This is a genomic window from Bacillus sp. EKM208B (assembly GCF_011800725.1).
Taxonomy (GTDB): Bacteria; Bacillota; Bacilli; order Bacillales; family Bacillaceae; genus Bacillus; species Bacillus velezensis.
In genome coordinates, this window is record NZ_JAANHO010000010.1 from 83,147 (window position 1) to 108,259 (window position 25,113).

The window sequence follows — 25,113 nt, forward strand, 5'->3', positions numbered from 1 at the left end:
AGATACCATTAGCGATGACACTAATGGTACCCCTTTGTTTCTACTCAATCACTTATTCAGCTTCTCCAACAACTGTAAAGCGTTCATTTATATGTTTTGGATTTCCAATTTCATCCAATACTGCAATTGCATAGTCTGCATAGCTGATATAACTTTCGCCTTTCGAATTCACAAGAAGATGATCTTTTCCTGACTGATAAAATCCAGTTCTTTTCCCGTCTGGGTCAAATACCGCTGAAGGACTGATAAATGTCCAGTTAATATCAGAAGTTTCCTTTAGTTCTTGCAAGTTACGACCTTGGCCTTTAGCTGTTGGAATAAAAATCTCCGGGAAATCAGGTGTATCCATTACACTGACAGTTTTATTTTCGTCTACATAAAGACTCCCTGCTCCACCTACAATTATGGCTCTTGTACCCGTTCCTTTTAATGCCCTAATTAATGCCCGGCCAGCATCTACATGTGCCTGTTCTTCTCCTAATGGAGCACCGAAGGCATTAACTATTACATCTAACTTTTTTAGATCATCCGATGTAAGATCAATTATATTTTTTTCAATGATTGAAATCTTTTCCTCTTTAAGTTTTGCAGCATCTCTTACAATTGCAGTTACTTCATGTCCCCTGCTTACCGCTTCTTTCAAGATAAGACTTCCAGCTTTTCCGGTTGCACCAATGATTCCAATTTTCAATTTAAAGTCCTCCTAATCATTCAAAATTTTAAATGTAACCACATTGATTACATGTAATAATTTTAGTTACACCTTATTTATTTGTCAATACTTTTATCATCTTGTTAATTGAGCATATTAGAGTAAAAGAACTTGTAATACATTCAGTTACAAGTGTACTATAAAGAGTGTAACGTAATTAGGATGGTGAAGAAATCATGTCTATTAGCAGCCGTTTTGCTGTAGGAATTCATATATTGGCTCTTATTGAAATAAATGAAGACGGAATTAGCACTTCTGAATTTTTAGCTGGAAGTGTAAATACAAATCCCGCCTTCATAAGAAAAATTATGGGGATGCTGAAAAAAGCAGGTTTAGTAAAAGTTCGGCCAGGTATTGCAGGAGCTGAATTAGCGAGGGATTTAACTGAAATCACCTTACTTGATGTTTATAGAGCAGTCCATGTTGTTCAAGATAAAGAATTGTTTAGTATACATGAAAATCCCAATCCTCAATGTCCTGTAGGCCGGAACATTCAAAGTACAATTGGTCCAATATTTGAAATCGCCCAATCTGCCTTGGAAAAAGCTCTTGGGCATATCACAATTGAGGATGTGGTAAAGGATATTATTGAAAAAGAAAAATTGACCAATAATTGTTAAATGATTTCACAGAAAATCTTTTATCAGACTGGGGATAAGAAAAATGGCTTTTTCATGAACAAAAAAAGAGCAGACATAAAGTCTGCTCCTTTTGATGAAAGATTTAGATTACGGTAAGGGATATAAATATGCTCATGATACAGAGGAAAAATTAACGACAATGCAGACGATGCCAGATTCTTTAATAGGGCGTGAGTGTTACTATCCAACAACTCAAGGTTCAGAAGCTAAGTTCAAACAAAGACTTGAGGAAATCTCGGATTGGTATAAAAGAAACCGCAAATCTTAGTTTGAACGAATATGTTCTGTATATAAAAATAATGAGGTATGGAGTGAATTGATAATGAATTATGATGAAATAAAAGATTACTGCCTAACCTTTCCAAACTCTTATGAAGACCATCCTTTTGGGGATGGTTGGACTGCAATTCGGCACAAAGGGAATAAGAAAATATTTGCACTTATCTTCACTCGCGACGAACACTTATGTGTCAACCTTAAATGCGAACCTGAAAGGGCTGATTTTCTACGTGGTCTTTTTGAAGAAATCAAGCCCGGATACCATATGAACAAGGAGCATTGGAATACTCTTACCTTAGATGAGGGACTCCCAGAGCACCAAATCCATGACATGGTAAAGTACAGCTTTGAACTGACAAAACCAAAAAGTAAAAAGGAAACATAACATCGAGGGATAGAACGCTTATTATAGATATTCATCCGGTGCAATGATACAGAGGAATATGCAAAAAACCTCAAGGCAGCAATGTTTAAATTCGTATTTACGAGATGATTTTTTCGTTATTGTTAGTCCTTTGTTTCTTGACATAGGTTGAACAAATAAAAAAGAGCAGACTCAAAGTCCACTCAATTCATTAAGATGATTGCTTATTTCATCCAGACACCTATAAAAAATGAAAGGTGACGATGATATGCCACAAAAGTCATTTAGCGTTTCATTAATACTGATAACTCACCTTCAAACACTTTTTCTTCTTTCTGATTATAGGTAGATAACAATACAGTAAGTATCCCCGTCTGGCTTTTATTTGGTTTTTTATCAATAACCTTAACAATAGTGTGCAGTTTATCATTAGGGTAAACGGGTGCTAGGAATTTTATATTATTCATTCCTGTCCCAGCAATAATATCGTCTTCATGACACCCTTCTTCAATCCAAAGCTTAAACGTAATAGATAACGTTTGTATTCCAGAAGCAATAATTCCATTAAATCTGCCCATTTTTGCTTTTTCTTCATTTAAATGCATGTATTGTGGGTCATACACTTCTGCAAAATTCATTATATTCTCTTTTGTTAATTCAAAAGATTTAGTTTGAAAAACCTGCCCGATGGTAAATTCATCCAACTTCATAAATAAATCTCCTTGAATCTAAACTTTATTATTAAATCTACGTAGCATTTTAACATACTGGCTCTCACACAACAACTTAACGGTGAAACAATTGTTCCCCTATCAGGAATGAACAAGCACATTGTTTTGGTTTCCTTGCTTTTAACCTCTTTATAATCAGGTGTTTTCTTATAAAGACCAAGGCGGTCGCCATCACTATCACCCGGCATATGTGTCATTTCCTCATAAGAATCTCCAAGCTTCTCATAATAAGAATAAGCAGTAAGCTTGCGAGAACTTTCTTCTGGCTGATAAAACGCAAGTTGAATATACTTCCCGTCATCATATACACGAATTATGGCGTTATCTCTTTTGTACTCATCTGAATCTGCTCGCATTTCTTTTCTGACTTTCTTCTCCTGCTTCATCACTTCATTAATTGCATTATCATATTTACTACCGCCGCACGCAGTCAGCAGAAGGATGAAGGTGACTGACAAATCATACGGCCTACTATACAGTAACAGATGAATTTTCCGCAAAAAAAATACCAAGGGCGTCTACAACCCTTGGTAACATTGATGCAGCCGAGAGGACTTGAACCTCCAAGGGTTATTCACCCGCAGGGCCCTCCATCTATATTCATAAAACTATTGCTCAGTTGTCAGCATGTTAAGTAAATTACGAATTTCCTTGTTATAACTTTTAATTTCTTTTTCATTACAACCGGTTTTATCAAATACTGCATTAGGTATCATTCACGATTTCGTGATGCTCAACGCCTTAGCTAAAACTGAAGCTGCGCGCGGAGCAATTGATCTTGCCGCAACATGGCTGCGTAAAGGGTTTTAATTCATCTATTGTTTCGTCACATAGAGACTGCTGCAAATAAATAAAAAACAAACAGATCCACTCAAATAATTGAGTGGATCGTATATTGATTCAATAACTTATCGCAAATATATTCACGTTGGAATAATGGAACTTTTGATGAGCTTTTTAATCGGGCTGGTTATTATTGTTGAGATGTCCCTAATTGAAAAGCTAACTCCACAACAAACTCCATTTTTTCACCAGTTCACCCTCTTCATATCCAAAAAACCTTTGTTGTTAAAAACAATAGGATTATTAGTTAGCGTACAAGTTCTCGTTTTCTGCTTTGGACCCCATATAGAAAATAAAAAGCCAGCTCTCCTTCGGGAGAAGAACTGGCATAACAAAGCTTCTTATTTCTTATTTTGCTGTATTGCTCGGACCTTTTAATTTCTCTTCGTTCTTGCGTCAATGTTTTATTATTAGGACACAACCAATAAAATAATGACGATCGAGAATAGCAACGCTGCTTTTGCAAAGCAGTAAGCCCTCCAGAATATAAAAGAGCTGCAGTCATTGCTGCTCGGATAATCCCAGCTTATTCTGAGTCTGTATTTCGAGTAGCCGGTCAATTAAATGGATGTTTTTTTCATTCCTTTTCTGTTTGTTCCATTTTCCACCATAGTGAATCTTTTGGATTTTCAACAGCCTCTTGAAACTCAGCTTTAGAAGCAACTGTTGGGTAAGAACCTTTTAAAGATTTACCTGAAGTATCTTTAAATAAGGTTAACACAACTATTAAGCCAATTAAACTAACTGCCAATAAATAGAAACCCGGCGCCAAATTGTTTCTTGTCACATGGGTTAACCAAGAAGCAACTAAAGGTGTTGTTCCGCCAAAAATAGAAACTGATAAGTTGAATGTCCAGGATAATGTTCGATATCTAATGTCAGTATGGAACAACGTAGGTAAAGATCCTGGCATAGTACCTTCGTATACAGATAATACAATACCTAACATTAAAAGTCCTATAAATAAGAATATTAGACTCCCCATATTAAGAAATTGAAAAGAGATAATCGAAAATACAATTCCTAATACTAATCCAATTGTTATAACTTTTTTATTTCCTAATTTATCTCCCAATTTACCAAAAGTTAAAGCGAACGGTACCATAATAATCAATACAATTGCTGTAACCGGTGTACTTATATTATCACTTATACCAAGGTTCTCATCTAAATAAGAAGGCATATAACCTAACAATAGGTAATTGGTTATATTGAAAAATGCCACAAATACGATACATAAAAAGATATCTTTTTTATATGTTTTAATGACTTCTAATAAACCTGGTTGTTGTTCTTGGTTTTCAGAGATGTCATTTTCAAAGATTGGTGATTCATCTAAATGACTTCTCAAATATAAACCAAATAATCCTATTGGAATACTCAAGAAGAAAGGAATTCTCCATCCCCAACTATTCATTTGAACATCAGATAAAGTCCAGAAAAGTACTGTAACTAAAACAGACGCTACTATATAACCAGATAATGTGCCGATTTCTAAACCGCTGCCTAACCTTATACGTTTATTATCTGGAGAAGATTCTGCGATATATACCATTGCACCAGCGTACTCTCCACCCACAGAAAAACCTTGCAGAATACGAGCTAAGAGTAATAATATAGGGGCCCATACACCAATCTGGTCATAGGTAGGAAGCACACCAATTATTAAAGTAGATAAAGCCATCATTAAAATAGTAATTGTTAATACTATTTTCCGACCAAATTTATCACCCACTTTACCAAAAATAATTCCGCCTACCGGTCTAAGTAAGAAGGCAATTGCAAATGTAGCAAAAGTAAATATTAACTTTAATTCATCGTTTTGAACTGGACTGAAAAAGTTTTTACTAATAATAACTGCCAAATAAGAATATAAAGCAAAATCAAACCATTCCATTGCGTTTCCTATCCCTGTAGCAAACACGCTTTTCTTCGCTTTTTGAATGTCTACAACGTTAATTTTTTTCTTGTTAAACTTCATTTAATAATATCGACTCCTTAATTATCAAATCCACATTATACAAGCGTATAAACGGTCCAAGCATGCAGTCCCAGAATGTATAGCGTAATGCTTCTCTAAAAGTCTGGGGGTTTCTGTTTCACCTGATGGAGAGCTAACGGCATAGTGGATGATTGGTTCAACTGTACCTTAAAAGACTAGACGAATATCCATACCAGCGCCAAATAACATTGTAAACCAGGAAAGAAGGATGAAATTCAGTTTTTTCGCTGGTTTCCTTAACTTATTTTTGCCGATTGGACTAAAAATAATACAAAAAGCAACAAAAAGAGAAACATCCAACAGATAATACCGGCCAAAGCGGTTAGTGATATATCCTTGGGCTGTGGTTGGTATTTTCTGCAGACTATTTGGAGAAATGATTCCCCTTCATACAGCTCTATTGTGAATATTATCACAATCGAAAAAAAACTTTTATTTCTTCAAAGTATCCTAAACCTATATTTTAGTTCTTCCATTACGTCTTTATTTACTGATTCTATCTTTATTACCCCGCAATCAGGTGAAACAAAACACTATAAACGTAGCATACCTTTTTAAAATCTGACAAGCCCAACAGGGTGATAGAAACCCGGCTAAAGCCAAGCTAGTCAATGGATAGAAGAAATTTTTTTGTTTTTCCCAAGGAATAACCGTCTGCGTTTAATCTAGCCCAATTAGAAAGAAAAAGAGCAGGAGTAATCCTGCTCTTTCATTCAAAACTTTAATTTGTATGAAGAATGTCGTATACCTTTTCGACTTTCTTTACCTATTAATCAGTATACAGACTACAACAGAAATAAGTAGCACCGGGTATGAAATAATGGATGCATTTAAACAGGCCAATCACCGACAATTGAATTTATTGCATGACACCTAACAAAATTATTTTTTAAATCCAGCTGTAAATAAAGAAACATTTCTTAGGTAATGGTTTTATTTTTGGTATATCGACATGTATTTGTTCCCCTTCCCTGTAATCCTAATGTTTCGATATGAACATTTAATCCTTTCATACATTTATCACAATTTTAACAATCTTTTAACTGAACTGGGTAAGTTGAACAAGGATTAAACATTGAATTTTGACAATCACAAACTGTCATATGTGTCCGTCATATCAAAAGAATCTCTTTAAGGTGTTGTTTAGTGCTTTCGTTACGGCGACTATCGACAAATAAGAACCAAGCAAAGTATTGTCCAGATAGTTTAAGTATTTTGATCACTTTGCAAATAAGTTATTGAAAATACACTACCTAAAATCACTGCAGCCAATAGACACCGGCTGATTTTCATCAATAATCTCCCCTTTTTTATTTTTCGTAGAGAGCATTAAGCTTCCTCGTTCATGAAAATAATCAGCGACTTCAATCGAAAAATTTTCAACATCAGCAAACATTTTCCTCGAAGTCTTGGTATTCTTCCTTGCTTAGCAGCACTTTCTCTGCTTTGGCAAATTGGAGTTTGAGGCATTAGTAACTACCTATAAAGATGAAAATATTTGTGCGATGTCTACTGCAGATGACTTACTTTAGGTAAGTGGGCAGTTTGTTGGCAGTAGATCATTTAAAAATAAGCACAAGAAAATACCAAGGATCTCTCTATTACCCTTGGTAACATTGATGCGGCCGAGAGGACTTGAACCTTCACGGGTCATTCACCCGCTGGTCCCTCAACATTGTAAATCCGTATCACTGATTATGAAAGCTTGTTTTCATTACATTTCCTATTTTCATTTGCCATCATTTATATACGTTTATATGAATTATGGTTAAAAAATGGTGAGTCAAAATAACAAACACTCTAACTTTTTCATGTGTATTGATTAGAGTTTTAATTTCTTTCTTCTTATTAAAAAGGCTGACGAAAATTTTCGTCAGCCTAACTCTTTGATATTCTGCATTTTCTCAAATCCGCTTTCTATAAATGATATACCGTTTCGGAGAATTGCCGATATATGAAAAGGGGTAACAGGTTGTAAGATTGCGGTTAATAATTGGTGAGCAAAAAACACCTTAACTTCTTTACTTCTAAAAAGGGTTATAATGCCTAGGCATGCCGAGAGTGACATACATAAAAAAATATGCTATTGAAAAGCAACCTGCAGCTTATTTAAAGTTCAAAAACATCCTTCTAAACATAATGCCCTTAAAAAAATCAGATCTTTAGCACCGTGAAAAGAATAAATATGGTATATTTAATAAAAAGTTCCTATTAGGAGGTTTATATGGAGAAAGATGTAAAGGTACCGAAGGTTTTTATATCTTACAGTTGGTCTTCTGAGGCTCATAAACAATGGGTACTTGAATTAGCTAATAGATTAGAAGCTAAATCTGGAGTTGAAGTCATTTTAGACAGATGGCACTTAAAAATTGGACATGATAGATATAAATTTATGGAAGAGAGTATAAGACAAGCTGACAAGGTAATAGTAATTTGCGATAAAACTTACTGTGAAAAAGCAAACAATAGAGTTGGAGGAGTAGGGTCAGAAACCATTATACTTACACCCGAGATTTATGAAGACACTAAACAAGATAAATTCATACCTATTGCAATGGAATCATCAGTCGATAACCAGTTGCTCTTACCTGATTTTATAAAGTCAAGATTGGTTTTACCGATTTTAGACAAAGAAGATTTTGAAAAACAGTATGAAGATTTAATACATCTTATTTGGGATGAGCCAAGACTAACTCCCCCAAAAAGAGGAAGTAAGCCAGACTTCAAAAGTAGTAACGAAAGAAATGATGATTATGATATTGTCTTTGATAAAAGTAATAGCGAGAGAATAATTTGGTTACTCCCAAGGGGATTTTTATTATTGAAAGACATAACATATCAAACACATGACTCTTGGGCAATAACTGTACATTATTTCAATTACAATGGAGAGTGGCAGCACGGTACACATTATCACGATTCATACTATAGAGACTGGGATAGAAATATGGAAGTTCAGTTTAAAAAACTTTCAATCCCAAAAGCTGATTGGCTATGGTGTCGAGCGCCTTTAAACTTAGTTAGGGATCTAAGAGATGCAACTACAATTATTGATATAGCTAAAGTTATTCAAAAAGAACAACAATGTGATTATCCCGTTTATTATTATGGTCCACAAGTACCTATCCTTTTACCTAAAGTTCCTTCTGATTACCATTTTTATTTTAAGAATGGTAAGCTTAGAGATATTTTAGAGTACTTAAATAATAAACAACTGAAAAATGAAACCGACTTAAATGAACTACATTCAAATGCGTTAACAATAAGGCAAAGCACCTACATTGAATGTCTTAAGTTCTTAGGCGAAAAAAATCCCTTATTTCATTTTGTCAAAGAAGTCCTTGATGAATATGATAAATCTTTTTCATTTGATGATTTAATTATATGGTTCGGTAGAATTGAAAACATACTTTCTAGTACATTAAGTCACGCTTATAATGATTGGAATCTTAAAAATTAAGTTAGAAATAAAAAAGAGCAAATTTTTAATATATGCTCTTTTTCTATGTTCGCTTAACAACAACTTTATCTTATGCGATATTTATCTCAATTGATTTGCTTATGCCCATGTAAATGAGTGAAGGCAAAAATAATCCTCAATACCACCACTACCAATGAAGGTTTGCTATTTAAGTACCTCTAATTCACTCCTAAAGTCAGCACATAAGCACATGTTCGGTGCTAATTGATATGAGTGTTGCACAGCTTCATCTATTAGCTCGATATACACTAAAATTTCCGTGTCCCCATAAAATGAAAATATCGCTCTACTATAATCACTTTTACGCACCTACTCTGTCATCAGCAACATGAAAAGGAGCTTTGATAACAGGGACATCATTTGTTAAAACCACTCCTGCTATGCTACCCAATAAAATGGCTGTAAACAAAGTCCGGCTGATCTTCATTAATTATCTCCCCTTTTTTTATTTTTCGTCTCGCTTCAATACTCAGTCGATAATACTCATTGGAACGTGATAAATCCCCTTCTTCATAAAAATAATCCGCTACTCTAATTGCAAAATTTTCAATGTCTCCGAACATTCTTTTTTCATTCAGATACGAAAAGGCCTCTTCAATTAAAGAATATTCATCATCACTAAAATAAAGTCCTTCTATAATCTTAAACTTTGCTTCATATTCTGAATCTCCGTATTTCTTTGCGACAGATTGCCCCTTTTTTAAATAAAGTAAGGCTTCAGCCAGAGCTTTCTGTTTCGTTTTAACATTTACAATATTGAACAATGTTTTTGTCAAAAAGACGTGTTCAGTCTTTTCGAAAAATTCTAATGACGTTTGTAAATACTCAGCTGCTTTATCATATTCACCTATATAATCATAACAAATACCAATATTCATTCGAGACATACCAATCAAGTAATCCGCTCCAACTGATTCAGCTATACGCAATGTGTCTCTAAACACATCTAGTGCTCTTTCATAATCCAAAGAGTCAATTAAATTACCAGCAATTATATTTTGACATCTTATGATTTGAACTGCATACGCATCGTACTGTTTGAAAATTTTAAGCGCCCGATTGGCATAATTTAAAGAAAAATAAGTTTGTTTCATATAGTAATACACATGGGCGACTTTGAAGAAGAACTCCGCCCTTTCAATTTCATCTTCCACCTCAAACAACTTTTTCTCCGCGATTCGATAAGCACTTATTGCTGTAGTCAGTTCTTTCCTTCTAAATTCATACATTCCCATAAAGAAATAAAAATAATACTCCAACATACCGGTTAATTGACCTTGGGATTCAATTTCCCTTAGCGTCTCATATGCATTTTCCAAGCTATCCATATTCTTTGACTTCATATAGCCAACATGATTTCATGTCTGAATTCTAGCAGCTGATAATATAATAGAGCATCTTGATTTTCTTCCATATTAGCTAGTTCAGCTTCAGCTTCCACTTTAATTCGTTCTGCTTCCTCAACCAAATCACTCTTTATCGCCATGTACCAAGCATTTAGTTTTTTTGTCACCAAATCATATGGAATTTTGCTTCTCTTTAAAAAACCCTGCTGCAAGAAAGCTCCCCCATCTCCACTAAATTATTGGAATATTTACATTAATTGTATTATGGCAGATTGAATATTTCTTTACAAAGTTAAAATGCAAAAAGGTACGAATTGTCTATTGAAGAAATTATTCTTTTCGTCATATTTTCGCTTATTGTAAGACTTTTGTTTCTTGACATTAAAAAACAGACAATACCAAATAAAGGCAATCCTTGTTATCATAGTAAGGGGAGTTTTCACAGATGATACCTTCTTAAAAGGAGATGCTTAGATGGATGACCAAAACAAAAACGAAAAAATTGATAATAAAATTATTGAACATTTGGCTTGCTTAGAGATTAACAGTTTAATTCTTAAGCCACCATTCCGTTTAGTTGGTAATATTCAAGTAGATGATAAGGGTATCTCTTACGATGGTGAAATTCAGGTTTATAATAATACAAAGCTAATAAAATCAAATGTTGCTGGGGAGGTCCGAGTACAAGTAAAAGGAACCACGACTTATAAAAAAATTCATAAGTTAAACAAAATAAAACATCGCGTAGAGAAAAAGGACATCGAGGTTTATAATAAGTTTGGTGTGGGTGTATTATACTTTGTGGTAACAATAAATCCCTTAACATACAAAAGACAAGCATATTACAGACTATTTGCTCCCATAGAATTAAAAAAACTCTTATTAGAATTGAATAGTAGAGAAAAAAATACTAAATATTTAAATTTTAAAAAGCTAGAAGAAGGACACTTAGAATATTTGTGTAGTACTCTTTTAGAAGTGACAAAAAAACAGCCTCAGAAATTTCTTGAAGCAAATATAGAAACTAATTTCAAAAATTATAAAGTGGATTTCATTGATATAAATAAAGATACTTTTAATTTATTCGAAGAAAGTGCTTACATTTATGGACTCACTGCAGACAATATAGAAATCCCTGTAGATGTAGCACATTTATCCATAATAAATAAAGCAGATACAGAAAGTATTTATCTAAACGATGAAAAAGTTAATATCTCTTATGAGGTAAGTGTTACAGAAAAAACATCTAAAGTTGTTATAGAAAACACATTAAGTTTTGTTTTAAATAAAGACAATAGCTTGGGACAGTTTCATTTAGGAAAACTAAAGACACTAAGTTCATATTTAAAATGTTTACAAGTAATAAAACATTACATAAAAAGCAAAAACCTTTCATTTCGCACTTTCCAGTTAAAGGGCGAAATGTCTATGGATAAATTTCAAAACATTGAAGAAGAAATCAATTCATACAAAGAGTTGATCAAAGTTTGTGCCGAAATTGGGATAAGTGAAGACTATGTATTTAATGATAAAGAGAATTTACCAATTTTATTTAATGGGATTATTAAGGTTTTCAAAGATAAAAAATATGAACTCTTAACTATCCCTCAAGAAGCAAAACTAGAAAATATAAGGTTATACTCTATTGAACTTTCTGATTACGTTACAGTAAGTTTAATTTACACAGGTGATAAATTTGTTAATTTCTACAGTAAAGAAGCTTTAACAACAATAGGTGGCTTATTACCGAAAGAACAAGGCAATGAAAGAATTGATTATTCACTTGATAAATGGGAAGATCACTATTTACAAGTAAGTGTTTACTCTTCTCAGAACGTGAATAAAATGGCGAACGATGCTAACTTTAATTTTGAAATATTAAAGTTATCCTTCTCTAATAAGTATCATGACATAAAAACCGACGCAACAATTAATGTTTCATTAAGCTATATAAATTATTATAATGAATTTCATGATGAAAAATTTCTAGAACTTGCTCTTGACCTTAATCAACGACACTTAGACAAGGTTCCAGAAGACTTTTTTGCAAGAATTAATATTTATCTTATTAAGCTAATAAAAGACCACACACTTTTAGATGAGGAACAATCTGATATTCTAGATATACTAGAAAAAGCAGAGGTATCCAAAAACAATCAATTATGCTTTGCATGTGAAGTCTTATTACGATGTAAAATGAAAGCTGAAAGAATATTCAATTCTCTTAATGATAGAGAACAAAAAGAGGTGATGGGATTTCCAATTTATCATTTCTATAAGAATTTGAGGTAGTATACTTAAACAAAATGAGCAGACATTATGTCTGCTCCCCTTTTACCTCTTCATAACCAGGTGTTTTCTTATACAGACCAAGTCGGTCGCCATCCCCATCACCCGGCATATGTGCCATTTCCTCAAAAGAATCTCCAAGCTTCTCATAATAAGAATAGGTAGTAAGCTTGCGAGAACTTTCTTCTGGCTGATAAAACGCAAGTTGAATATACTTCCCTTTATCATATACACGAATTATGGCGTTATCTCTCTTGTACTCATCAGAAGCAGCTCTCATTTCTTTTCTGGCTTTCTTCTCCTGCTTAATTACTTCATTAATTGCATTATCATATTTACTACCGCCGCACGCAGTCAGCAGAAGCAAAGCGAATATATTAAGGAAAATAAAAAGGTTCTTCAAAAAGAGATAGCTGACAAATCATACGACCTACTATAAATAAGTGGACAGTAACAGATGAATTTCTATAAACAAAAAATACCAAGGGTATCTAAACCCTTGGTATCATTGAGATGCGGCCGAGAGGACTTGAACCTCCACGGGTTATTCACCCACTAGGCCCTCAACCTAGCGCGTCTGCCATTCCGCCACGACCGCGTGCTATGAAGCTGTCTTTCCACTAAGCATATAAGCTAGTGATGATGATCAGCACTTTGAAAAGAAAGTGCGGGTGAAGGGACTCGAACCCCCACGTCGTAAGACACTAGATCCTAAGTCTAGCGCGTCTGCCAATTCCGCCACACCCGCGTGACAAGTGGTGAGCCATGAAGGACTCGAACCTTCGACCCTCTGATTAAAAGTCAGATGCTCTACCAACTGAGCTAATGGCTCGCTCTAAAAGTGATTCAAAATTTTTAAATAAAATGGCTGGGCTAGCTGGATTCGAACCAACGCATGACGGAGTCAAAGTCCGTTGCCTTACCGCTTGGCTATAGCCCAACGAAGGTAAATGGTGACCCGTACGGGATTCGAACCCGTGTTACCGCCGTGAAAGGGCGGTGTCTTAACCGCTTGACCAACGGGCCGTCTGGTTGAGAACTTATCTGGCGGAGAAGGAGGGATTTGAACCCTCGCGCCGCTTACGCGACCTACACCCTTAGCAGGGGCGCCTCTTCAGCCACTTGAGTACTTCTCCATATGGCTCCACAGGCAGGATTCGAACCTGCGACCGATCGGTTAACAGCCGATAGCTCTACCACTGAGCTACTGTGGAATAATCAGACTTTCTTTATTATAAATGATGCGACATATTGTGTCAAGAAGCAACATTTATTTTTTTAAGAAAGTGTCATTGTCTCTCAACGACTTTTATAATTTAACATAGAACATTAAAATGAGTCAAGCCTTTTTAAAAAATTCTTTTGATTTTTCCTCTGCACTTTCCGCAGGCATATCTTTCCGGGTTCATTGCCCGCTTCTTTATATACTGTTGGCCGCAAGCCGCGCATCTATACATATATGTTTTCTTTTGTGGCTTTTTGGTTTGCAGCGGCGTGCAGAATCTCGGCGCTCCGACTTTCTGAAGCAGGTCTCTGAAGTCTTTGTCTCTGTGCTTGTACCCTTTTCCCTCAAGATGAAGATGATAATGGCACAGCTCGTGTTTGATGATTCCTTCCAGCTCGCTCTGCCCGTGTTCGAGAAGATATCTGCGGTTTAATTCGATGTTATGGGAAGACAGCATGTACCGGCCGCCTGTCGTTTTCAGCCGGTCATTGAAGAAGGCTCTGTGACGGAACGGCTTTCCGAAATCTTGTGCAGAGATGTCTTCCGTCAGCTTTTGAAGTTGTTCGTTATCCATATGTGCACCCCGCTTTAAAAACATTGAACGGGACAATTCACCGTTCGCATACAATGAGTTAAAACCGACCTCTAACTAAAAGCTGAGGAGGAATGAGCCATGCCGAATTGGCTGATGAAACAAATGCAAAAAGCGTTTTTAGAAAAGGACAATTACCAAATCAAACTGCTGAACCAGTGCTGGTATTTCTACAGAAAAAAACACTGCTCGTAAGCAGTGCTTTTATTTTACCATAGACAGCGACACTCTGCCTTTTTGCACGTCCACTCCTTCGACCCATACGGTGACGATGTCTCCGACCGATACGACGTCGAGAGGATGTTTGACGTATTGATTGCTCAGTTTTGAAATGTGCACAAGCCCGTCCTGTTTGACGCCGATATCGACGAAAGCGCCGAAGTCTACAACGTTGCGGACTGTGCCCTGCAATTCTATTCCTTCCTTTAAATCCTCAAGCTGCAGAACGTCTTTTTTCAGCAAAGGCTTCGGCACTTCGTCACGAGGATCTCGCTCCGGCCTTGTCAGCTGCCCGCAAATATCCGCAAGCGTAATTTCTCCTATACCAAGCTCTTCAGCCGTTTCAGACAGCGGCAGTGCGCTGATTTTCTCTTTTGCGTCCGTGCTTCCGATTTGATCCGCAGTGAGCTGCAGTTTTTTGAGCAGCGCCTTTGTCTCTTTATAGCTTTCCGGGTGTATCCCGGTGCGGTCGAGCGGCTCCGGTCCTCCGGGCACTCTCAAAAAACCGATGCACTGTTCATATGTTTTTGCGCCGAGACGCGGAATTTCTTTCAGCTCTTTGCGATTTGTAAATTTTCCGAGCTCTTCCCTTTTTTTAACGATATTGCCGGCAACGGTTTTGGATAACCCGGCTACATATTGAAGCAGCGCGGCTGATGCTGTATTGACATTCACCCCGACTTGGTTGACGACGGTCTCTACGACAAAACGGAGTGATTCGTTTAAATGCTTTTGGCTGACATCATGCTGGTATTGCCCGACGCCGACGGATTTAGGATCAATTTTTACAAGCTCGGCCAGCGGGTCCTGCAATCTTCGCGCGATGGAGACGGCGCTGCGCTCTTCGACCTGAAAATCCGGAAATTCTTCACGGGCGATTTCTGACGCGGAATACACGCTTGCTCCGGCCTCATTGACGATGACATAATAAATGTCCCGCTCTGTTTCTTTCAGCACATCAACGACGAATTGCTCTGTCTCCCGTGATGCCGTGCCGTTTCCGATCGCCACAACCTCGACTTCGTACCGGTCCAGCAATTCTTTGATTTTTTTCCGGGCTTCCGCTGTCTTTTTTACGGGAGCGTGCGGGTAAATGACGTCGATTTTCAACACTTTTCCCGTCTCATCAACAACTGCCAGTTTGCACCCCGTACGGAAGGCCGGATCGACGCCGAGCACGACTTTTCCCTTCATCGGCGGCTGCAGCAGGAGCTTACGCAGGTTTTCAGCGAAAATATGAATCGCCTGCGCGTCTGCTTTTTCTGACAGCTCTTTGCGGATATCGCGCTCAATAGCCGGCTGGATCAGACGTTTGTAACTGTCCTCAATGGCTTCTTTCAGCGTTTCTTTCACAGGCGTTTCACGGTGTTTGATGATTTGCTTTTCTAAATAAGTTTTTATCTGATCGGCGGGCGGTTCGATCGCAATCTTTAAAATGCCTTCTTTTTCACCGCGGTTCATCGCAAGCACTCTGTGAGGAACGACCTTTTGGATCGGCTCTTCGTACTCGTAGTACATTTCATAGACGTTTTTCTCGTCATCTGCGGCTGACTTGCCTGCCGCGGAAGTGAGAATTCCTTTTTTATACGTTTCCTGGCGAATCCACTTTCTGAAATGAGGATCATCCGAGATTTGTTCGGCTATGATGTGCTTCGCGCCTTCAATGGCTTCCTCTCTTGAAGCGACTTCTTTTTCTGCACTGATATATTGATCAGCGATGTCGTGAAGGCGGTTTTCTTTCGGGAGAGAAAGAATATAGTCCGCAAGCGGTTCAAGGCCTTTGCTTTTGGCGACGGTGGCTTTTGTTTTCCGTTTTTGTTTGAAGGGACGGTATAAATCCTCGACTTCCTGAAGCTTGACCGCTTGTTCGATTTTTTGCTTCAGCCCTTCCGTCAGCTTGTCCTGCTCTGAGATCAATCTGATGACTTCTTCTTTCCGCTGCGTCAGGTTTTGTATGTATTGCCACCGCTCGGAGATTGACTGAATCTGCACCTCGTCCATTGAGCCGGTCTGCTCTTTTCGGTACCGCGCAATAAACGGGACGGTGTTGCCGTCTTCCAGCAAGCGGATGACACTTTCGACATGTTTTTGGGATAACGCTGTTTCTTCAGCAATTTGTTTTTTCAAAAGGGCTAACGTTTCCATATCACAAAAGCCTCCATCTCTTCATTCTTTCTCTAGTGTATCAAAAAACGGCGGAACATAAAAAAAGCAGCCTTACGATAAAAGCTGCCCTAGAATATAGGTCAAATCATCACGTCTGGATGTTGTGTACGGATGAAGTGATTTTGATATATCTTCTATTGAGTGTCCCTGCTTTAAGCAGGTGCGGATATGCGGGACCTCAAGCCCATCCGTGTAGATGATGAACCTCGCCCCTTTTTCGTATGATGACGTATACGTTTTGTATCTTTGCGGTTTGCCTGAGAGGTAACCCGAAATCGGCAGCGGATGAAAGACTTCGCCTGATGGGGAGTGCAGGAAGAAACGGACATTGCCGATCGAGCAGTATGTCAATTCCCTTTTGATGAAGTTGATTTTTAAGATGGAGGCAGTCGCCCCTCTTTTGTTTTTCATCGCTTGATTGCAACGCTCAATGATGCTTTCCACATCCTCATCCGCATACGTTTCCACGATGTCTTTAATGGCTGACGAGGATTCGTTGGCAAGAGATCCGCTGCCGAGACCGTCCGCTACCGCGCAAACTAATTCTTCTTCATTCGCCTTCATAAAAAAGCTGTCGCCGCATATGGACTTGCCTTCTTTATTTAATTGGTATACAAGAGTTTGAACATGTTCATTTTCTTCAACCTGAATCATTACATTAGCTCCATGGAGGGATCTCCAATCAAGGCCTCTCTCAGTTTTTTCACCGCTTTCCGCTGCAGGCGCGAGACGTGCATTTGAGATATTCCGAGAATGTCCCCTGTTTCTTTTTGGCTTTTATTTTGCACAAATGTTAGATCGATAATCTGTTTTTCGCGGTCGGACAGCACATGAAGCACGCTTTTGATCATCATCTGCTGGTTGACGCGTTCGTATCCTTCCTCCTGCGAACCGACGATATCTAAAATCGTGACGGTGCTTCCGTCCGCATCCGCTTCGATGCTGTGATCGACAGAAAGCGCCTGATAGCTTTTTCCCATCTCCATCGTTTCAAGCACTTCCTCTTCTGACACATCGAGAAAGGCTGCGATTTCTTCGACTTTCGGCGACCGCTGCGTCTCTGTCGTCAGCTGATCCACCGCCATTTTAATGCGCGGCCCGAGTTCTTTAATCCGTCTCGGAACGTGTACGCTCCATGTTTTATCTCTGAGGAAGCGTTTGATCTCGCCGATGATGGTCGGAATCGCAAATGCTTCAAAGGATTTGCCGACCTCGGGATCATACCGTTTAATGGCTCCGAGAAGTCCGATCATTCCGACCTGGCGGAGGTCTTCGTGAAAGCTTTTTCCTTTTGAATATTTCTTTGCCAGCATTTCGACGAGATTGGTATACACCTCGACGAGTGTTTCCTGGGCTTCTTTATTATCATGTGTTTGAAAGTCGCGTATGAGCCGATCAACTTCATCTTTAGTTAGTTTCGTAGTTTTTGATGGTTGTGCCATGATCAACTCGCTCCCCATTTAAATACTTTGTCATCGCCACGGTTACGCCAGAGTTGCTTTGAACTTTGACTTCATCCATGAGCGTTTCCATTAAATACAGACCGAGCCCTCCTTCTGACAATTGATCGACTGTGTGCGAAGGTGTGTACGGCCCGAGATCCTGCTGCTTCTGATCAAAATCAAAGCTGTCTCCCTGATCGGCGACAATGACCTCCAGCCGATCCTCAAACACACCGAACCGCACGGATACTTCTCCCTTATTTTCATCGTTGTATGCATGCTGGACAGCGTTTGTACAAGCTTCGCTGACAGCGATTTTCAAATCTTCAATGTCATCATAGGTATAGCCCATTCTGCTTGCGACCCCTGATAACGTAAGCCTGACGATTCCTACATATTCCGGTTCGGCCGGAATTTTCATCTCTATATAATCAACTGATGTACTCATTGCACGCCACCTTCTGACTTTGCCGAAATGTCGATGATGTCCTTAAGCCCCGTAATTTCAAACAGACGGACGAGCCGGTCGGAAAGATTCTCAAGCTTCAGAGAGCCGCCTTCCTTGCTCACCGTTTTAAACACGCCTACAAAAACGCCTAAACCCGTACTGTCCATATAGTTTACATCTTTTAAGCAGATTCTCATGTCCTTCCCCTCGTTTGCCAGGGGCATCAGCTTTTCACGAACCACCGGAGCTGAGTATACATCGATTTCTCCAGCGATATTGATTTGTATATCTGAAAGATTCTCCTTCATATCTACCGTTAAATTCATCGTATCACCTCTGAAAGTTATCCTTACTCGTGCTAATGGCTTTTTACCCGTGCTGCTGTTTTTTTAAACCTTTCTTTTCAAAACAATTAACGTAAAATCGTCATGAAGCTGAAAGTCCTGGAGTCTCAGCAGGCTGTCGTAAATATTTTTGACCATATCCTGCGCGGAGCAGTCCATATGTTCTTCCAGCATGCGCTGAATGTCGCTGCGCTCTAAGAAACCGTTTTCGGTACGGCATTCGGTGACGCCGTCAGAAAAAAGAACGATCATGTCTCCTTCGTCCATGTGCTGTTCATATTGGCTGTAATCAAAATCCTGAGAAATTCCCAGCACCAATCCTTTTGCCTCCAGATCATAAAACTTTTTTTCTTTTTCAGAGTAGTAGAAGCCCGGTTCATGCCCCGCAGAAGCATATGTAAATTGGTGATTTTTCGTATTGTAGTTTGCGTAAAACATGGTGATAAACATGCTTGAGTCCACGTTCTGTTCTACAACGCGGTTAAGATTTTTCAGCACTTGGGAGGGGTGAATGCCGGTCTCCGGAAGAGAGTCCATGGCATACTTGATCATCGACATGCACAATGCGGCGGGTATTCCTTTTCCGATGACATCGGCTATCGCGATGTTAATCGATTCCTTGTCTTTGACAAAGTGATAATAATCCCCGCTCATCTGTTTGGCGGGGACGCTGATTGCCCCGATATCCAGATCTTCTTCTTCAGGAATTTTTGTGCCAAGCAGCGTCTGCTGAACATTTGCGGCAATTTCAATTTCTGAACGAAGCTCCTGCTGGATATCTCTCAGACTTTGATGTTCCTGATAAGCCATCCCGTAGCCAATCATGACTTCTATTAAAAAATCCAGCGAATGAAAAACATCTTCCGGCAGATCCGGATACAGTTCCTTTACTACTTTTCGGTGGATGCTGATGATCTCCTCCGGAGGAACCTGATGTTCAATCGTTTTTCGGCTGAATTTTTGGGCTTGATATAAAGATGTTTCTGTTAATTCGGCTATATATCGGCTAAGCAGCTGATGATACCGCTGCTCTATAACCTCCCTGAAATCCACGTTCTAACCTCCTACCGAAGCCATTTCACGGCTTGAATCTCTGTTCCTTCCTCTGCAACAGATTGCAGGCTGAATTCGTCCATCAGCCTTTTGACGCCCGGAAGTCCCGCTCCCAGTCCGCCTGACGTTGAAAAGCCGTCTTCCATCACTTTACGGATGTCGGGGATTCCGGGTCCTTTGTCTTCTGCTATAATTTTAAGGCCTTTTTTCCCTCTGTCGTTTACTTGTTCTATGCTGACCTGGCCCTTGCCTGCATATAAGTAAATGTTTCTGGCCAATTCTGAGATAGCCGTCGTGATTCTGGCCTGGTCCACCGTGCCGAAGCCTAATTCCTTCGCAACGTTGCGGCCAAGCTGTCTAGCGGCTACGATATCCCATTCTGTCATGATTTTCACACAGGATTGGTCGTTCATCGCTATTCCCCCAATTCCCGCTTCAATGTCTCAAGCCCTTGCTCTAAATCGAGCGCCGTTTCAATTTCCTCAAGTGAGATTCCGAGTTCAATCAATGTGACCGCCACAGCCGGCTGAATTCCCGTCAATACGACATTTGCGCCCATCAATTTAGACATGGTGATGACATCGCCGAGCACTTTCGCGATAAATGAATCGATCATGTCAACGGATGTCAGGTCAATGACGACCCCGTTTGCGCCGGTTTCATAGATTTTGTTCAGCAGATCTTCTTGAAAATGCAAAGCTGTCTGGTCGTCAAGTTCCCATTGGATGGATACCAATAAGCAGTTATACAGTTTCAGGATCGGGATTTTTGGATGTCTCACAATGTTATTCCCCCAATGAAACGATTTTTCGATTTGTCATTTCAAGCGCTGTTTGAATTCCTTTTTGAAGGGTATTCTTCGTAATAACCTGCGACAAATCAATTCCCAGATTAACGATCGTCTGCGCAATCTCCGGACGGATTCCGACGAGCAGGCATTTCGCGCCGACAAGCCGCACCGCTTCTGACGCCTGGATAATATGGTGCGCCACCATCGTATCAACGACCGGCACGCCCGTGATATCAATTAATACAACCTGTGAACGGTGCTTCACGACGCCGTTTAACAGATTTTCCATAATGTGCTTTGCACGCTCCGTATCAATCGTCCCGACAAGCGGCATGACCGTTACATGCTCAAATACCGGGATCAGCGGAGCCGACAATTCCTGAAGCGCGATTTTTTGCAAAGTAACCGTTTTTTCCCAGGAGATAGAATACTGATTTAAAATTTCCGTGTTGATCGGATTGAAAAAGCTGTCTATTTCCAAAATCAAATCTGCTCTGTCCTGATCGGCCATATTAAGGTCGACCATCGTTTCGTAAAGCAGTTTCCAAAACTCTGACAGGGTGGCTGAAAGAAGTTTCAGTGACAGACCGAGCTGAACGGCGCGCAGTGCGAGCTCACTGATCTGCTCTTCCGTAGCCTCGTCATTTTTAGTCGATAATAAAAGAATGTCTATATAGTCTTTACAAATATTTTCACATATGTGATTCGTAAGCTGATAGTCTTCCTGATTGCCTACTTCTTTTAGTTTGGCTGTCCAAGTATCAAGCAGTTCATCATGCTGATCAATGATGAACTGATACACTTTCTGATTCGACATGGGTTTCACTGACCTCCCGACACAAAACAACAAATTTTGTTTGATTATCTCTTTATTATAGCGCTTATGTTTTTCGAAAACAAAAAAAGTTGCTCTATATGAGCAACCAAAATATGACTAAAAATCAATGAGTGCCAAACTGATTTGCAGGGCTTCATCAACCTTATCCATCATTTCATCATCCAGATGAGTTATTTTATCCGTTAATCTTTGCTTGTCAATCGTCCGAATTTGCTCCAGCAAAATAACGGAATCTCTTTCAAAACCGTAGCGTTTTGCATCAATTTCGACGTGGGTTGGTAATTTCGCTTTCTGTATTTGGGCTGTTATGGCTGCAACAATAGCAGTCGGGCTAAAGCGATTTCCGATATCATTTTGGATCACTAAAACCGGGCGTACGCCGCCTTGCTCTGAGCCAACAACAGGAGATAAATCAGCAAAATAAACATCGCCGCGCTTTACAATCAAAATGATTATCCTCCGCTGACTAAGCGCTCAACGGTCGTTTCTGCTTCGCACTCAGCATAGTGAGCCTCAGAAGAGATATTCAAGTTGATTTTCGCCATTTCCATATACCCGCGTCTCATCAAATCACGGTTATGGCGAGTTGTCCGTTCGCTGACATACGCTCTCACTGCTTGTGATATCAGTTCGTTTCTGCTTCGTTTCTCCCGCATCGCTACACCATCCAATTCAGCTACTAAGTTTTCGGGCAAGCTGATTTTCATTTCGGTTCTTGCGCTGGATTCAGACAAAAAACATACACCTCCACCAAACTTACGGATACGACCAATTCATCCATCCAGACATAATGATACCATTATTCAAACGTCAAGCAAAGCTGTTTTATAAATTCTCTTTTTCCGGATGACGGCTACTTGCTTGTATTATCTTGCAGTAAAGGATTTCTTACTTCCATTATACTCTCATTTTCCAAAAACATACGGGGAACGCGGGAACTAATGGTACAAGGGACCTCGTAATTAATCGTCCCAAGCCGCCCTGCGATTTCATCCATCGTGATCGTTTCTCCCTTCTGGCTGCCGATCAGGGTGACTTTGGTGCCCGGCGGATAAGATTGATCTAATTCGACCATCAATTGATCCATGCAGATTCTTCCCGCGATGTTCATCCGTTTGCCGCCGATCAGCACAGACGTGCCGCTCAGCTTGCGGAGCCACCCGTCTGCATAGCCGATGGGAACCGTTCCGATCCATTGATCCTTCTCTGCCGTATATGTTGCGCCGTAGCTGACGCTTTCCCCTTTGCGGATCTTTTTCACATGGGATAAAACAGAGTGCAGCGCAAAAGCCGGCTTCAATTGAAAAGGAATTTCGCTTTGGATGTCAGCAGAAGGACGGAGCCCGTACATACTGATGCCGAAACGAACCGCGTTAAAAAAGCCTTTTTTAAGACGAAGTCCGGCAGCGCTGTTCGCGCAGTGCACCATCAATTCTTTTAAAGGAAGCGGAGCGATCAATTCTTTAAAGCGGTCAAACTGGAAGAGGAAATAATCTCTGTTTTTCTCATCCGCGGTAGCAAAATGGGTGAATACGCCTTTACAGACTAAACCGGGATTTTGACCGAGGATTTTTAACACGCTTTGGATTTCTTCCTCCGTTTTGACTCCGAGTCTGTTCATGCCGGTGTCGACTTTCAGGTGGAACGGCACTGTTGCACTTCCGAGGTGGCGCGCGGCTTCCTGAAGCCATTCAACAGAATATCCCGTGAGTGTTACGTCATACTCGGCAGCTGCTTGTACATATTCGGGCGGCACGGCGCCAAGCACGAGAATCGGCGCCGTAATGCCCTGCTTTCTCAATGAAATCGCTTCATCGAGTATGGCTACGGCAAGACAAGAGGCACCCGCTTCAAGCGCGGCTTTCCCAACTTCCAAATCTCCGTGGCCGTAAGCGTTCGCCTTTACAACCGCCATGAGATGGACGTTTTGCCCGATGTGTTTTTTCATATGCGTGACATTTTCTTTAATCGCGGACAGGTTGATTTCCGCCCACGTTTCTCTGTAAAAGGATGCTGTGTTCATTCGATACACTTCCTAGCATTATTTTCGATTCATATTGTTATTATCATACTAAAATTATTCTGCAAAGTGAAATGGAATCAAAAAAGAGACCGACAGCGGCGGCCTCTTTTTTGACGTTATTTTGACGACTGTCCCTGCATGCTTTTGGCGGCGGCCACCATTTCATCTTTTGTCAGATCCTGTGATGACAGAAGATAATCCACTCCGTCATATGTCCACGTTAAAGACGTATCAGATAATGCGGCCACCGTGAAGCCGAGATTAACCGGTTCGCCTTTCAGCGTGACGGCAGAGGCGGCTTTTGCGATATGGGCTTTTTCTTGAATAAGGGTGAAGGATTTTTCTCCGCCGTAAGTCATGACGATCCGTTTGCCGTCCGCCGTTGAAATATCTTTCTCTTCAAGCTTTTTGACGCCGGCCGGCACTTGAAGCGGTGTTTTGACCGCAAATGAATCAGACGGCTTGGCGCTTGTGGCGACGTCCATCTGGGAAAGCGTCATATTTTTCTTCTCGTCAAAAGAGTCTTTATCAAACGGTTTGTTGAATTCAAAGCTTTTGAATTCGACTTTTACCATCACTTTCCGGTCTGTATCCATAACTTTAACGAGCGACGGGCTCATGTCCTTTTTGTTGAAAGTGATTTCCTGAGTCGGCAGCATTTTGTTGTGCTGATAGTTTGTTTTTGTTTCAAACGTGTACTTTTTATCTTTGGCGGAATAGACGGCGTCTTTGTCATGCTGCACGTCCTTTACAAGTGACTCAAACAAATATACTTGGCTGCTGTTATTCGGCCAGTCGCTTTGGAATCTGAAGCTCTTATTTAAAGACGGCGTGAGGACAAAGACTCCGTTGGCGTTCCGTAAAATGACTTGGTTTTGGTCTTTTTTCGGATTTTCCAGATAGACCCGGTACAGGGAAGGTTTTTTATGCCAGATTTCCACATTGTATACTTGCGGATCACTCCCCGTTTCAATGGTCATTTTGGCTTTCGCTTTATACGAGGTGTATTCTTTCGCCTTCTTATCTAAACCGTTCACGATATCTTCCTGTGACTTTTGGCCGCAGGCCGAAAGAATAAGGACGGCAAGCAGTCCCGTTAAAAGCAAAACAAAGCTTTTTCTCACCTTTTTCAACCCCTTCTTCTCAATTGATGTAAAGGGAAGAAATCGCTTGTTTGACTTTAACGGTACGCCCTGAACGGACGGACGCGTACCATAAAAGCCTCAAACAACTTGTCTCCCTTAATGCACTATCAAATATATGAAGGGGTTTCGGCTAATATGCA

General features: G+C 39.7%; 24 protein-coding genes, 7 tRNA genes and 8 pseudogenes. 7 read left to right on the forward strand and 32 right to left on the reverse strand.

Annotation, left to right across the window (positions count from 1 at the left end):
• Positions 1-52: 52 nt before the first annotated feature.
• Entirely contained in the window at positions 53-691 is a 639-nt protein-coding gene (locus G9F75_RS16645; RefSeq protein ID WP_167409247.1) for an NAD(P)-dependent oxidoreductase, read from the reverse strand.
• Positions 692-888: 197 nt separating this feature from the next.
• Between G9F75_RS16645 and G9F75_RS16650 the strand changes: the two genes are divergently transcribed.
• From G9F75_RS16650 to G9F75_RS16660, 3 genes are all read left to right on the forward strand, one after another.
• Positions 889-1,332 (forward strand): Rrf2 family transcriptional regulator, encoded by a 444-nt coding sequence (locus tag G9F75_RS16650; RefSeq protein ID WP_021495071.1) that lies wholly within the window; start codon positions 889-891, stop codon positions 1,330-1,332.
• Positions 1,333-1,426: 94 nt separating this feature from the next.
• Positions 1,427-1,621: an AAA family ATPase gene (locus G9F75_RS16655; protein ID WP_230469665.1), complete on the forward strand. Its 195-nt coding sequence runs from the start codon at positions 1,427-1,429 to the stop codon at positions 1,619-1,621.
• A 54-nt stretch (positions 1,622-1,675) separates the two neighbouring features.
• Positions 1,676-2,017: an MmcQ/YjbR family DNA-binding protein gene (locus G9F75_RS16660; protein ID WP_015239219.1), complete on the forward strand. Its 342-nt coding sequence runs from the start codon at positions 1,676-1,678 to the stop codon at positions 2,015-2,017.
• Between the two features lie 263 nt (positions 2,018-2,280).
• Here G9F75_RS16660 and G9F75_RS16665 read toward each other — a convergent pair whose 3' ends face one another.
• Complete coding sequence (locus G9F75_RS16665) at positions 2,281-2,706, reverse strand: MaoC family dehydratase (protein ID WP_017419214.1); 426 nt, start codon at positions 2,704-2,706, stop codon at positions 2,281-2,283.
• 125 nt (positions 2,707-2,831) lie between these two features.
• Positions 2,832-3,206: pseudogene (locus G9F75_RS16670) on the reverse strand (cystatin-like fold lipoprotein); the annotation flags it as partial.
• Between the two features lie 226 nt (positions 3,207-3,432).
• Here G9F75_RS16670 and G9F75_RS20170 point away from each other — a divergent pair.
• Positions 3,433-3,537, forward strand: a pseudogene (locus G9F75_RS20170) (esterase); the annotation flags it as partial.
• Positions 3,538-4,147: 610 nt separating this feature from the next.
• Here G9F75_RS20170 and G9F75_RS16685 read toward each other — a convergent pair.
• The 6 genes and pseudogenes from G9F75_RS16685 to G9F75_RS16700 form a co-directional block, all read right to left on the reverse strand.
• Positions 4,148-5,551: an MFS transporter gene (locus tag G9F75_RS16685; RefSeq protein ID WP_021495073.1), complete on the reverse strand. Its 1,404-nt coding sequence runs from the start codon at positions 5,549-5,551 to the stop codon at positions 4,148-4,150.
• A gap of 38 nt (positions 5,552-5,589) precedes the next feature.
• A pseudogene (locus G9F75_RS20175) lies at positions 5,590-5,956 on the reverse strand (BCCT family transporter); the annotation flags it as partial.
• Between the two features lie 705 nt (positions 5,957-6,661).
• Positions 6,662-6,780: pseudogene (locus tag G9F75_RS20315) on the reverse strand (IS1595 family transposase); the annotation flags it as partial.
• Between the two features lies 1 nt (position 6,781).
• A pseudogene (locus G9F75_RS16695) lies at positions 6,782-6,844 on the reverse strand (phosphatase RapI inhibitor PhrI); the annotation flags it as partial.
• Positions 6,822-6,977, reverse strand: a pseudogene (locus G9F75_RS20180) (tetratricopeptide repeat protein); the annotation flags it as partial. The pseudogenes G9F75_RS16695 and G9F75_RS20180, both read right to left, overlap by 23 nt.
• A gap of 499 nt (positions 6,978-7,476) precedes the next feature.
• A pseudogene (locus G9F75_RS16700) lies at positions 7,477-7,551 on the reverse strand (class D sortase); the annotation flags it as partial.
• A gap of 245 nt (positions 7,552-7,796) precedes the next feature.
• On the opposite strand from G9F75_RS16700, the gene G9F75_RS16705 reads away from it, so the two are divergent.
• The gene (locus tag G9F75_RS16705) at positions 7,797-9,032 is read left to right on the forward strand and encodes a toll/interleukin-1 receptor domain-containing protein (protein ID WP_021495074.1); all 1,236 of its coding nucleotides are present in this window, start codon (positions 7,797-7,799) and stop codon (positions 9,030-9,032) included.
• A 404-nt stretch (positions 9,033-9,436) separates the two neighbouring features.
• Here the strand turns inward: G9F75_RS16705 and G9F75_RS16710 are convergent.
• Positions 9,437-10,611 (reverse strand): annotated as a pseudogene (locus G9F75_RS16710) (response regulator aspartate phosphatase).
• Between the two features lie 262 nt (positions 10,612-10,873).
• Here G9F75_RS16710 and G9F75_RS16715 point away from each other — a divergent pair.
• Positions 10,874-12,691 (forward strand): hypothetical protein, encoded by a 1,818-nt coding sequence (locus G9F75_RS16715; RefSeq protein WP_021495075.1) that lies wholly within the window; start codon positions 10,874-10,876, stop codon positions 12,689-12,691.
• 25 nt (positions 12,692-12,716) lie between these two features.
• Here the strand turns inward: G9F75_RS16715 and G9F75_RS16720 are convergent, their stop codons facing one another.
• From G9F75_RS16720 to G9F75_RS16760, 9 genes are all read right to left on the reverse strand, one after another.
• On the reverse strand, positions 12,717-13,091 hold the full coding sequence (locus G9F75_RS16720) for a cystatin-like fold lipoprotein (RefSeq protein ID WP_021495076.1): 375 nt from the start codon (positions 13,089-13,091) through the stop codon (positions 12,717-12,719).
• Between the two features lie 111 nt (positions 13,092-13,202).
• A tRNA-Leu gene (locus G9F75_RS16725) sits at positions 13,203-13,286 on the reverse strand.
• Between the two features lie 68 nt (positions 13,287-13,354).
• Positions 13,355-13,436: transfer RNA gene (locus G9F75_RS16730), tRNA-Leu, on the reverse strand.
• Between the two features lie 8 nt (positions 13,437-13,444).
• Positions 13,445-13,520, reverse strand: a tRNA-Lys gene (locus tag G9F75_RS16735).
• 33 nt (positions 13,521-13,553) lie between these two features.
• Positions 13,554-13,628, reverse strand: a tRNA-Gln gene (locus G9F75_RS16740).
• Between the two features lie 11 nt (positions 13,629-13,639).
• Positions 13,640-13,714, reverse strand: a tRNA-Glu gene (locus tag G9F75_RS16745).
• 19 nt (positions 13,715-13,733) lie between these two features.
• A tRNA-Ser gene (locus tag G9F75_RS16750) sits at positions 13,734-13,824 on the reverse strand.
• A 3-nt stretch (positions 13,825-13,827) separates the two neighbouring features.
• Positions 13,828-13,902: transfer RNA gene (locus tag G9F75_RS16755), tRNA-Asn, on the reverse strand.
• Between the two features lie 135 nt (positions 13,903-14,037).
• The gene (locus G9F75_RS16760) at positions 14,038-14,487 is read right to left on the reverse strand and encodes a SprT family protein (RefSeq protein ID WP_167409248.1); all 450 of its coding nucleotides are present in this window, start codon (positions 14,485-14,487) and stop codon (positions 14,038-14,040) included.
• Positions 14,488-14,586: 99 nt separating this feature from the next.
• Between G9F75_RS16760 and cmpA the strand changes: the two genes are divergently transcribed.
• Positions 14,587-14,700, forward strand: a complete 114-nt coding sequence (gene cmpA / locus G9F75_RS16765) for a cortex morphogenetic protein CmpA (RefSeq protein WP_003156164.1) — start codon at positions 14,587-14,589, stop codon at positions 14,698-14,700.
• A 9-nt stretch (positions 14,701-14,709) separates the two neighbouring features.
• Here cmpA and G9F75_RS16770 read toward each other — a convergent pair whose 3' ends face one another.
• From G9F75_RS16770 to G9F75_RS16830, 13 genes are all read right to left on the reverse strand, one after another.
• The gene (locus tag G9F75_RS16770) at positions 14,710-16,869 is read right to left on the reverse strand and encodes a Tex family protein (protein ID WP_167409249.1); all 2,160 of its coding nucleotides are present in this window, start codon (positions 16,867-16,869) and stop codon (positions 14,710-14,712) included.
• Positions 16,870-16,941: 72 nt separating this feature from the next.
• Complete coding sequence (rsbX, locus tag G9F75_RS16775) at positions 16,942-17,544, reverse strand: phosphoserine phosphatase RsbX (RefSeq protein WP_007410234.1); 603 nt, start codon at positions 17,542-17,544, stop codon at positions 16,942-16,944.
• Entirely contained in the window at positions 17,544-18,332 is a 789-nt protein-coding gene (sigB, locus tag G9F75_RS16780; RefSeq protein WP_003156171.1) for an RNA polymerase sigma factor SigB, read from the reverse strand. The genes rsbX and sigB overlap by 1 nt, the downstream gene beginning before the upstream one ends.
• The gene (rsbW, locus tag G9F75_RS16785; RefSeq protein WP_007609591.1) at positions 18,298-18,780 is read right to left on the reverse strand and encodes an anti-sigma B factor RsbW; all 483 of its coding nucleotides are present in this window, start codon (positions 18,778-18,780) and stop codon (positions 18,298-18,300) included. Before rsbW ends, sigB begins: the two co-directional genes overlap by 35 nt.
• Entirely contained in the window at positions 18,777-19,106 is a 330-nt protein-coding gene (rsbV, locus tag G9F75_RS16790; protein ID WP_003156176.1) for an anti-sigma factor antagonist RsbV, read from the reverse strand. The genes rsbW and rsbV overlap by 4 nt, the downstream gene beginning before the upstream one ends.
• Positions 19,107-19,169: 63 nt before the next feature.
• A complete protein-coding gene (locus G9F75_RS16795) occupies positions 19,170-20,177 on the reverse strand; it encodes a PP2C family protein-serine/threonine phosphatase (protein WP_007609589.1) in 1,008 nt (335 codons plus the stop codon).
• Between the two features lie 11 nt (positions 20,178-20,188).
• Positions 20,189-20,590: an anti-sigma regulatory factor gene (locus tag G9F75_RS16800; RefSeq protein ID WP_003156178.1), complete on the reverse strand. Its 402-nt coding sequence runs from the start codon at positions 20,588-20,590 to the stop codon at positions 20,189-20,191.
• 2 nt (positions 20,591-20,592) lie between these two features.
• Positions 20,593-20,958: an RsbT antagonist protein RsbS gene (gene rsbS / locus G9F75_RS16805; RefSeq protein ID WP_007609584.1), complete on the reverse strand. Its 366-nt coding sequence runs from the start codon at positions 20,956-20,958 to the stop codon at positions 20,593-20,595.
• Positions 20,959-20,962: 4 nt separating this feature from the next.
• Entirely contained in the window at positions 20,963-21,784 is an 822-nt protein-coding gene (locus G9F75_RS16810; RefSeq protein ID WP_003156182.1) for an STAS domain-containing protein, read from the reverse strand.
• A 117-nt stretch (positions 21,785-21,901) separates the two neighbouring features.
• Positions 21,902-22,252: a type II toxin-antitoxin system endoribonuclease NdoA gene (gene ndoA / locus G9F75_RS16815; protein ID WP_003156187.1), complete on the reverse strand. Its 351-nt coding sequence runs from the start codon at positions 22,250-22,252 to the stop codon at positions 21,902-21,904.
• Between the two features lie 5 nt (positions 22,253-22,257).
• Positions 22,258-22,539: a type II toxin-antitoxin system antitoxin EndoAI gene (gene endB, locus G9F75_RS16820; RefSeq protein WP_003156188.1), complete on the reverse strand. Its 282-nt coding sequence runs from the start codon at positions 22,537-22,539 to the stop codon at positions 22,258-22,260.
• A gap of 119 nt (positions 22,540-22,658) precedes the next feature.
• Positions 22,659-23,828: an alanine racemase gene (gene alr, locus G9F75_RS16825; protein ID WP_167409250.1), complete on the reverse strand. Its 1,170-nt coding sequence runs from the start codon at positions 23,826-23,828 to the stop codon at positions 22,659-22,661.
• A gap of 116 nt (positions 23,829-23,944) precedes the next feature.
• The gene (locus G9F75_RS16830; protein ID WP_104679029.1) at positions 23,945-24,961 is read right to left on the reverse strand and encodes a LolA family protein; all 1,017 of its coding nucleotides are present in this window, start codon (positions 24,959-24,961) and stop codon (positions 23,945-23,947) included.
• Positions 24,962-25,113 lie beyond the last annotated feature (152 nt).

Excerpts from the sequence above, each read along its gene's own strand:
- G9F75_RS16650 (WP_021495071.1), top strand. The coding sequence starts at position 889 with ATGTCTATTAGCAGCCGTTTTGCTGTAGGAATTCATATATTGGCTCTT.
- G9F75_RS16655 (WP_230469665.1), top strand. The coding sequence starts at position 1,427 with ATGAAAGATTTAGATTACGGTAAGGGATATAAATATGCTCATGATACA.
- G9F75_RS16660 (WP_015239219.1), top strand. The coding sequence starts at position 1,676 with ATGAATTATGATGAAATAAAAGATTACTGCCTAACCTTTCCAAACTCT.
- G9F75_RS16665 (WP_017419214.1), bottom strand. The coding sequence starts at position 2,706 with ATGAAGTTGGATGAATTTACCATCGGGCAGGTTTTTCAAACTAAATCT.
- G9F75_RS16685 (WP_021495073.1), bottom strand. The coding sequence starts at position 5,551 with ATGAAGTTTAACAAGAAAAAAATTAACGTTGTAGACATTCAAAAAGCG.
- G9F75_RS16705 (WP_021495074.1), top strand. The coding sequence starts at position 7,797 with ATGGAGAAAGATGTAAAGGTACCGAAGGTTTTTATATCTTACAGTTGG.
- G9F75_RS16715 (WP_021495075.1), top strand. The coding sequence starts at position 10,874 with ATGGATGACCAAAACAAAAACGAAAAAATTGATAATAAAATTATTGAA.
- G9F75_RS16760 (WP_167409248.1), bottom strand. The coding sequence starts at position 14,487 with ATGGATAACGAACAACTTCAAAAGCTGACGGAAGACATCTCTGCACAA.
- cmpA (WP_003156164.1), top strand. The coding sequence starts at position 14,587 with ATGCCGAATTGGCTGATGAAACAAATGCAAAAAGCGTTTTTAGAAAAG.
- G9F75_RS16770 (WP_167409249.1), bottom strand. The coding sequence starts at position 16,869 with ATGGAAACGTTAGCCCTTTTGAAAAAACAAATTGCTGAAGAAACAGCG.
- rsbX (WP_007410234.1), bottom strand. The coding sequence starts at position 17,544 with ATGATTCAGGTTGAAGAAAATGAACATGTTCAAACTCTTGTATACCAA.
- sigB (WP_003156171.1), bottom strand. The coding sequence starts at position 18,332 with ATGGCACAACCATCAAAAACTACGAAACTAACTAAAGATGAAGTTGAT.
- rsbW (WP_007609591.1), bottom strand. The coding sequence starts at position 18,780 with ATGAGTACATCAGTTGATTATATAGAGATGAAAATTCCGGCCGAACCG.
- rsbV (WP_003156176.1), bottom strand. The coding sequence starts at position 19,106 with ATGAATTTAACGGTAGATATGAAGGAGAATCTTTCAGATATACAAATC.
- G9F75_RS16800 (WP_003156178.1), bottom strand. The coding sequence starts at position 20,590 with ATGAACGACCAATCCTGTGTGAAAATCATGACAGAATGGGATATCGTA.
- G9F75_RS16810 (WP_003156182.1), bottom strand. The coding sequence starts at position 21,784 with ATGTCGAATCAGAAAGTGTATCAGTTCATCATTGATCAGCATGATGAA.
- alr (WP_167409250.1), bottom strand. The coding sequence starts at position 23,828 with ATGAACACAGCATCCTTTTACAGAGAAACGTGGGCGGAAATCAACCTG.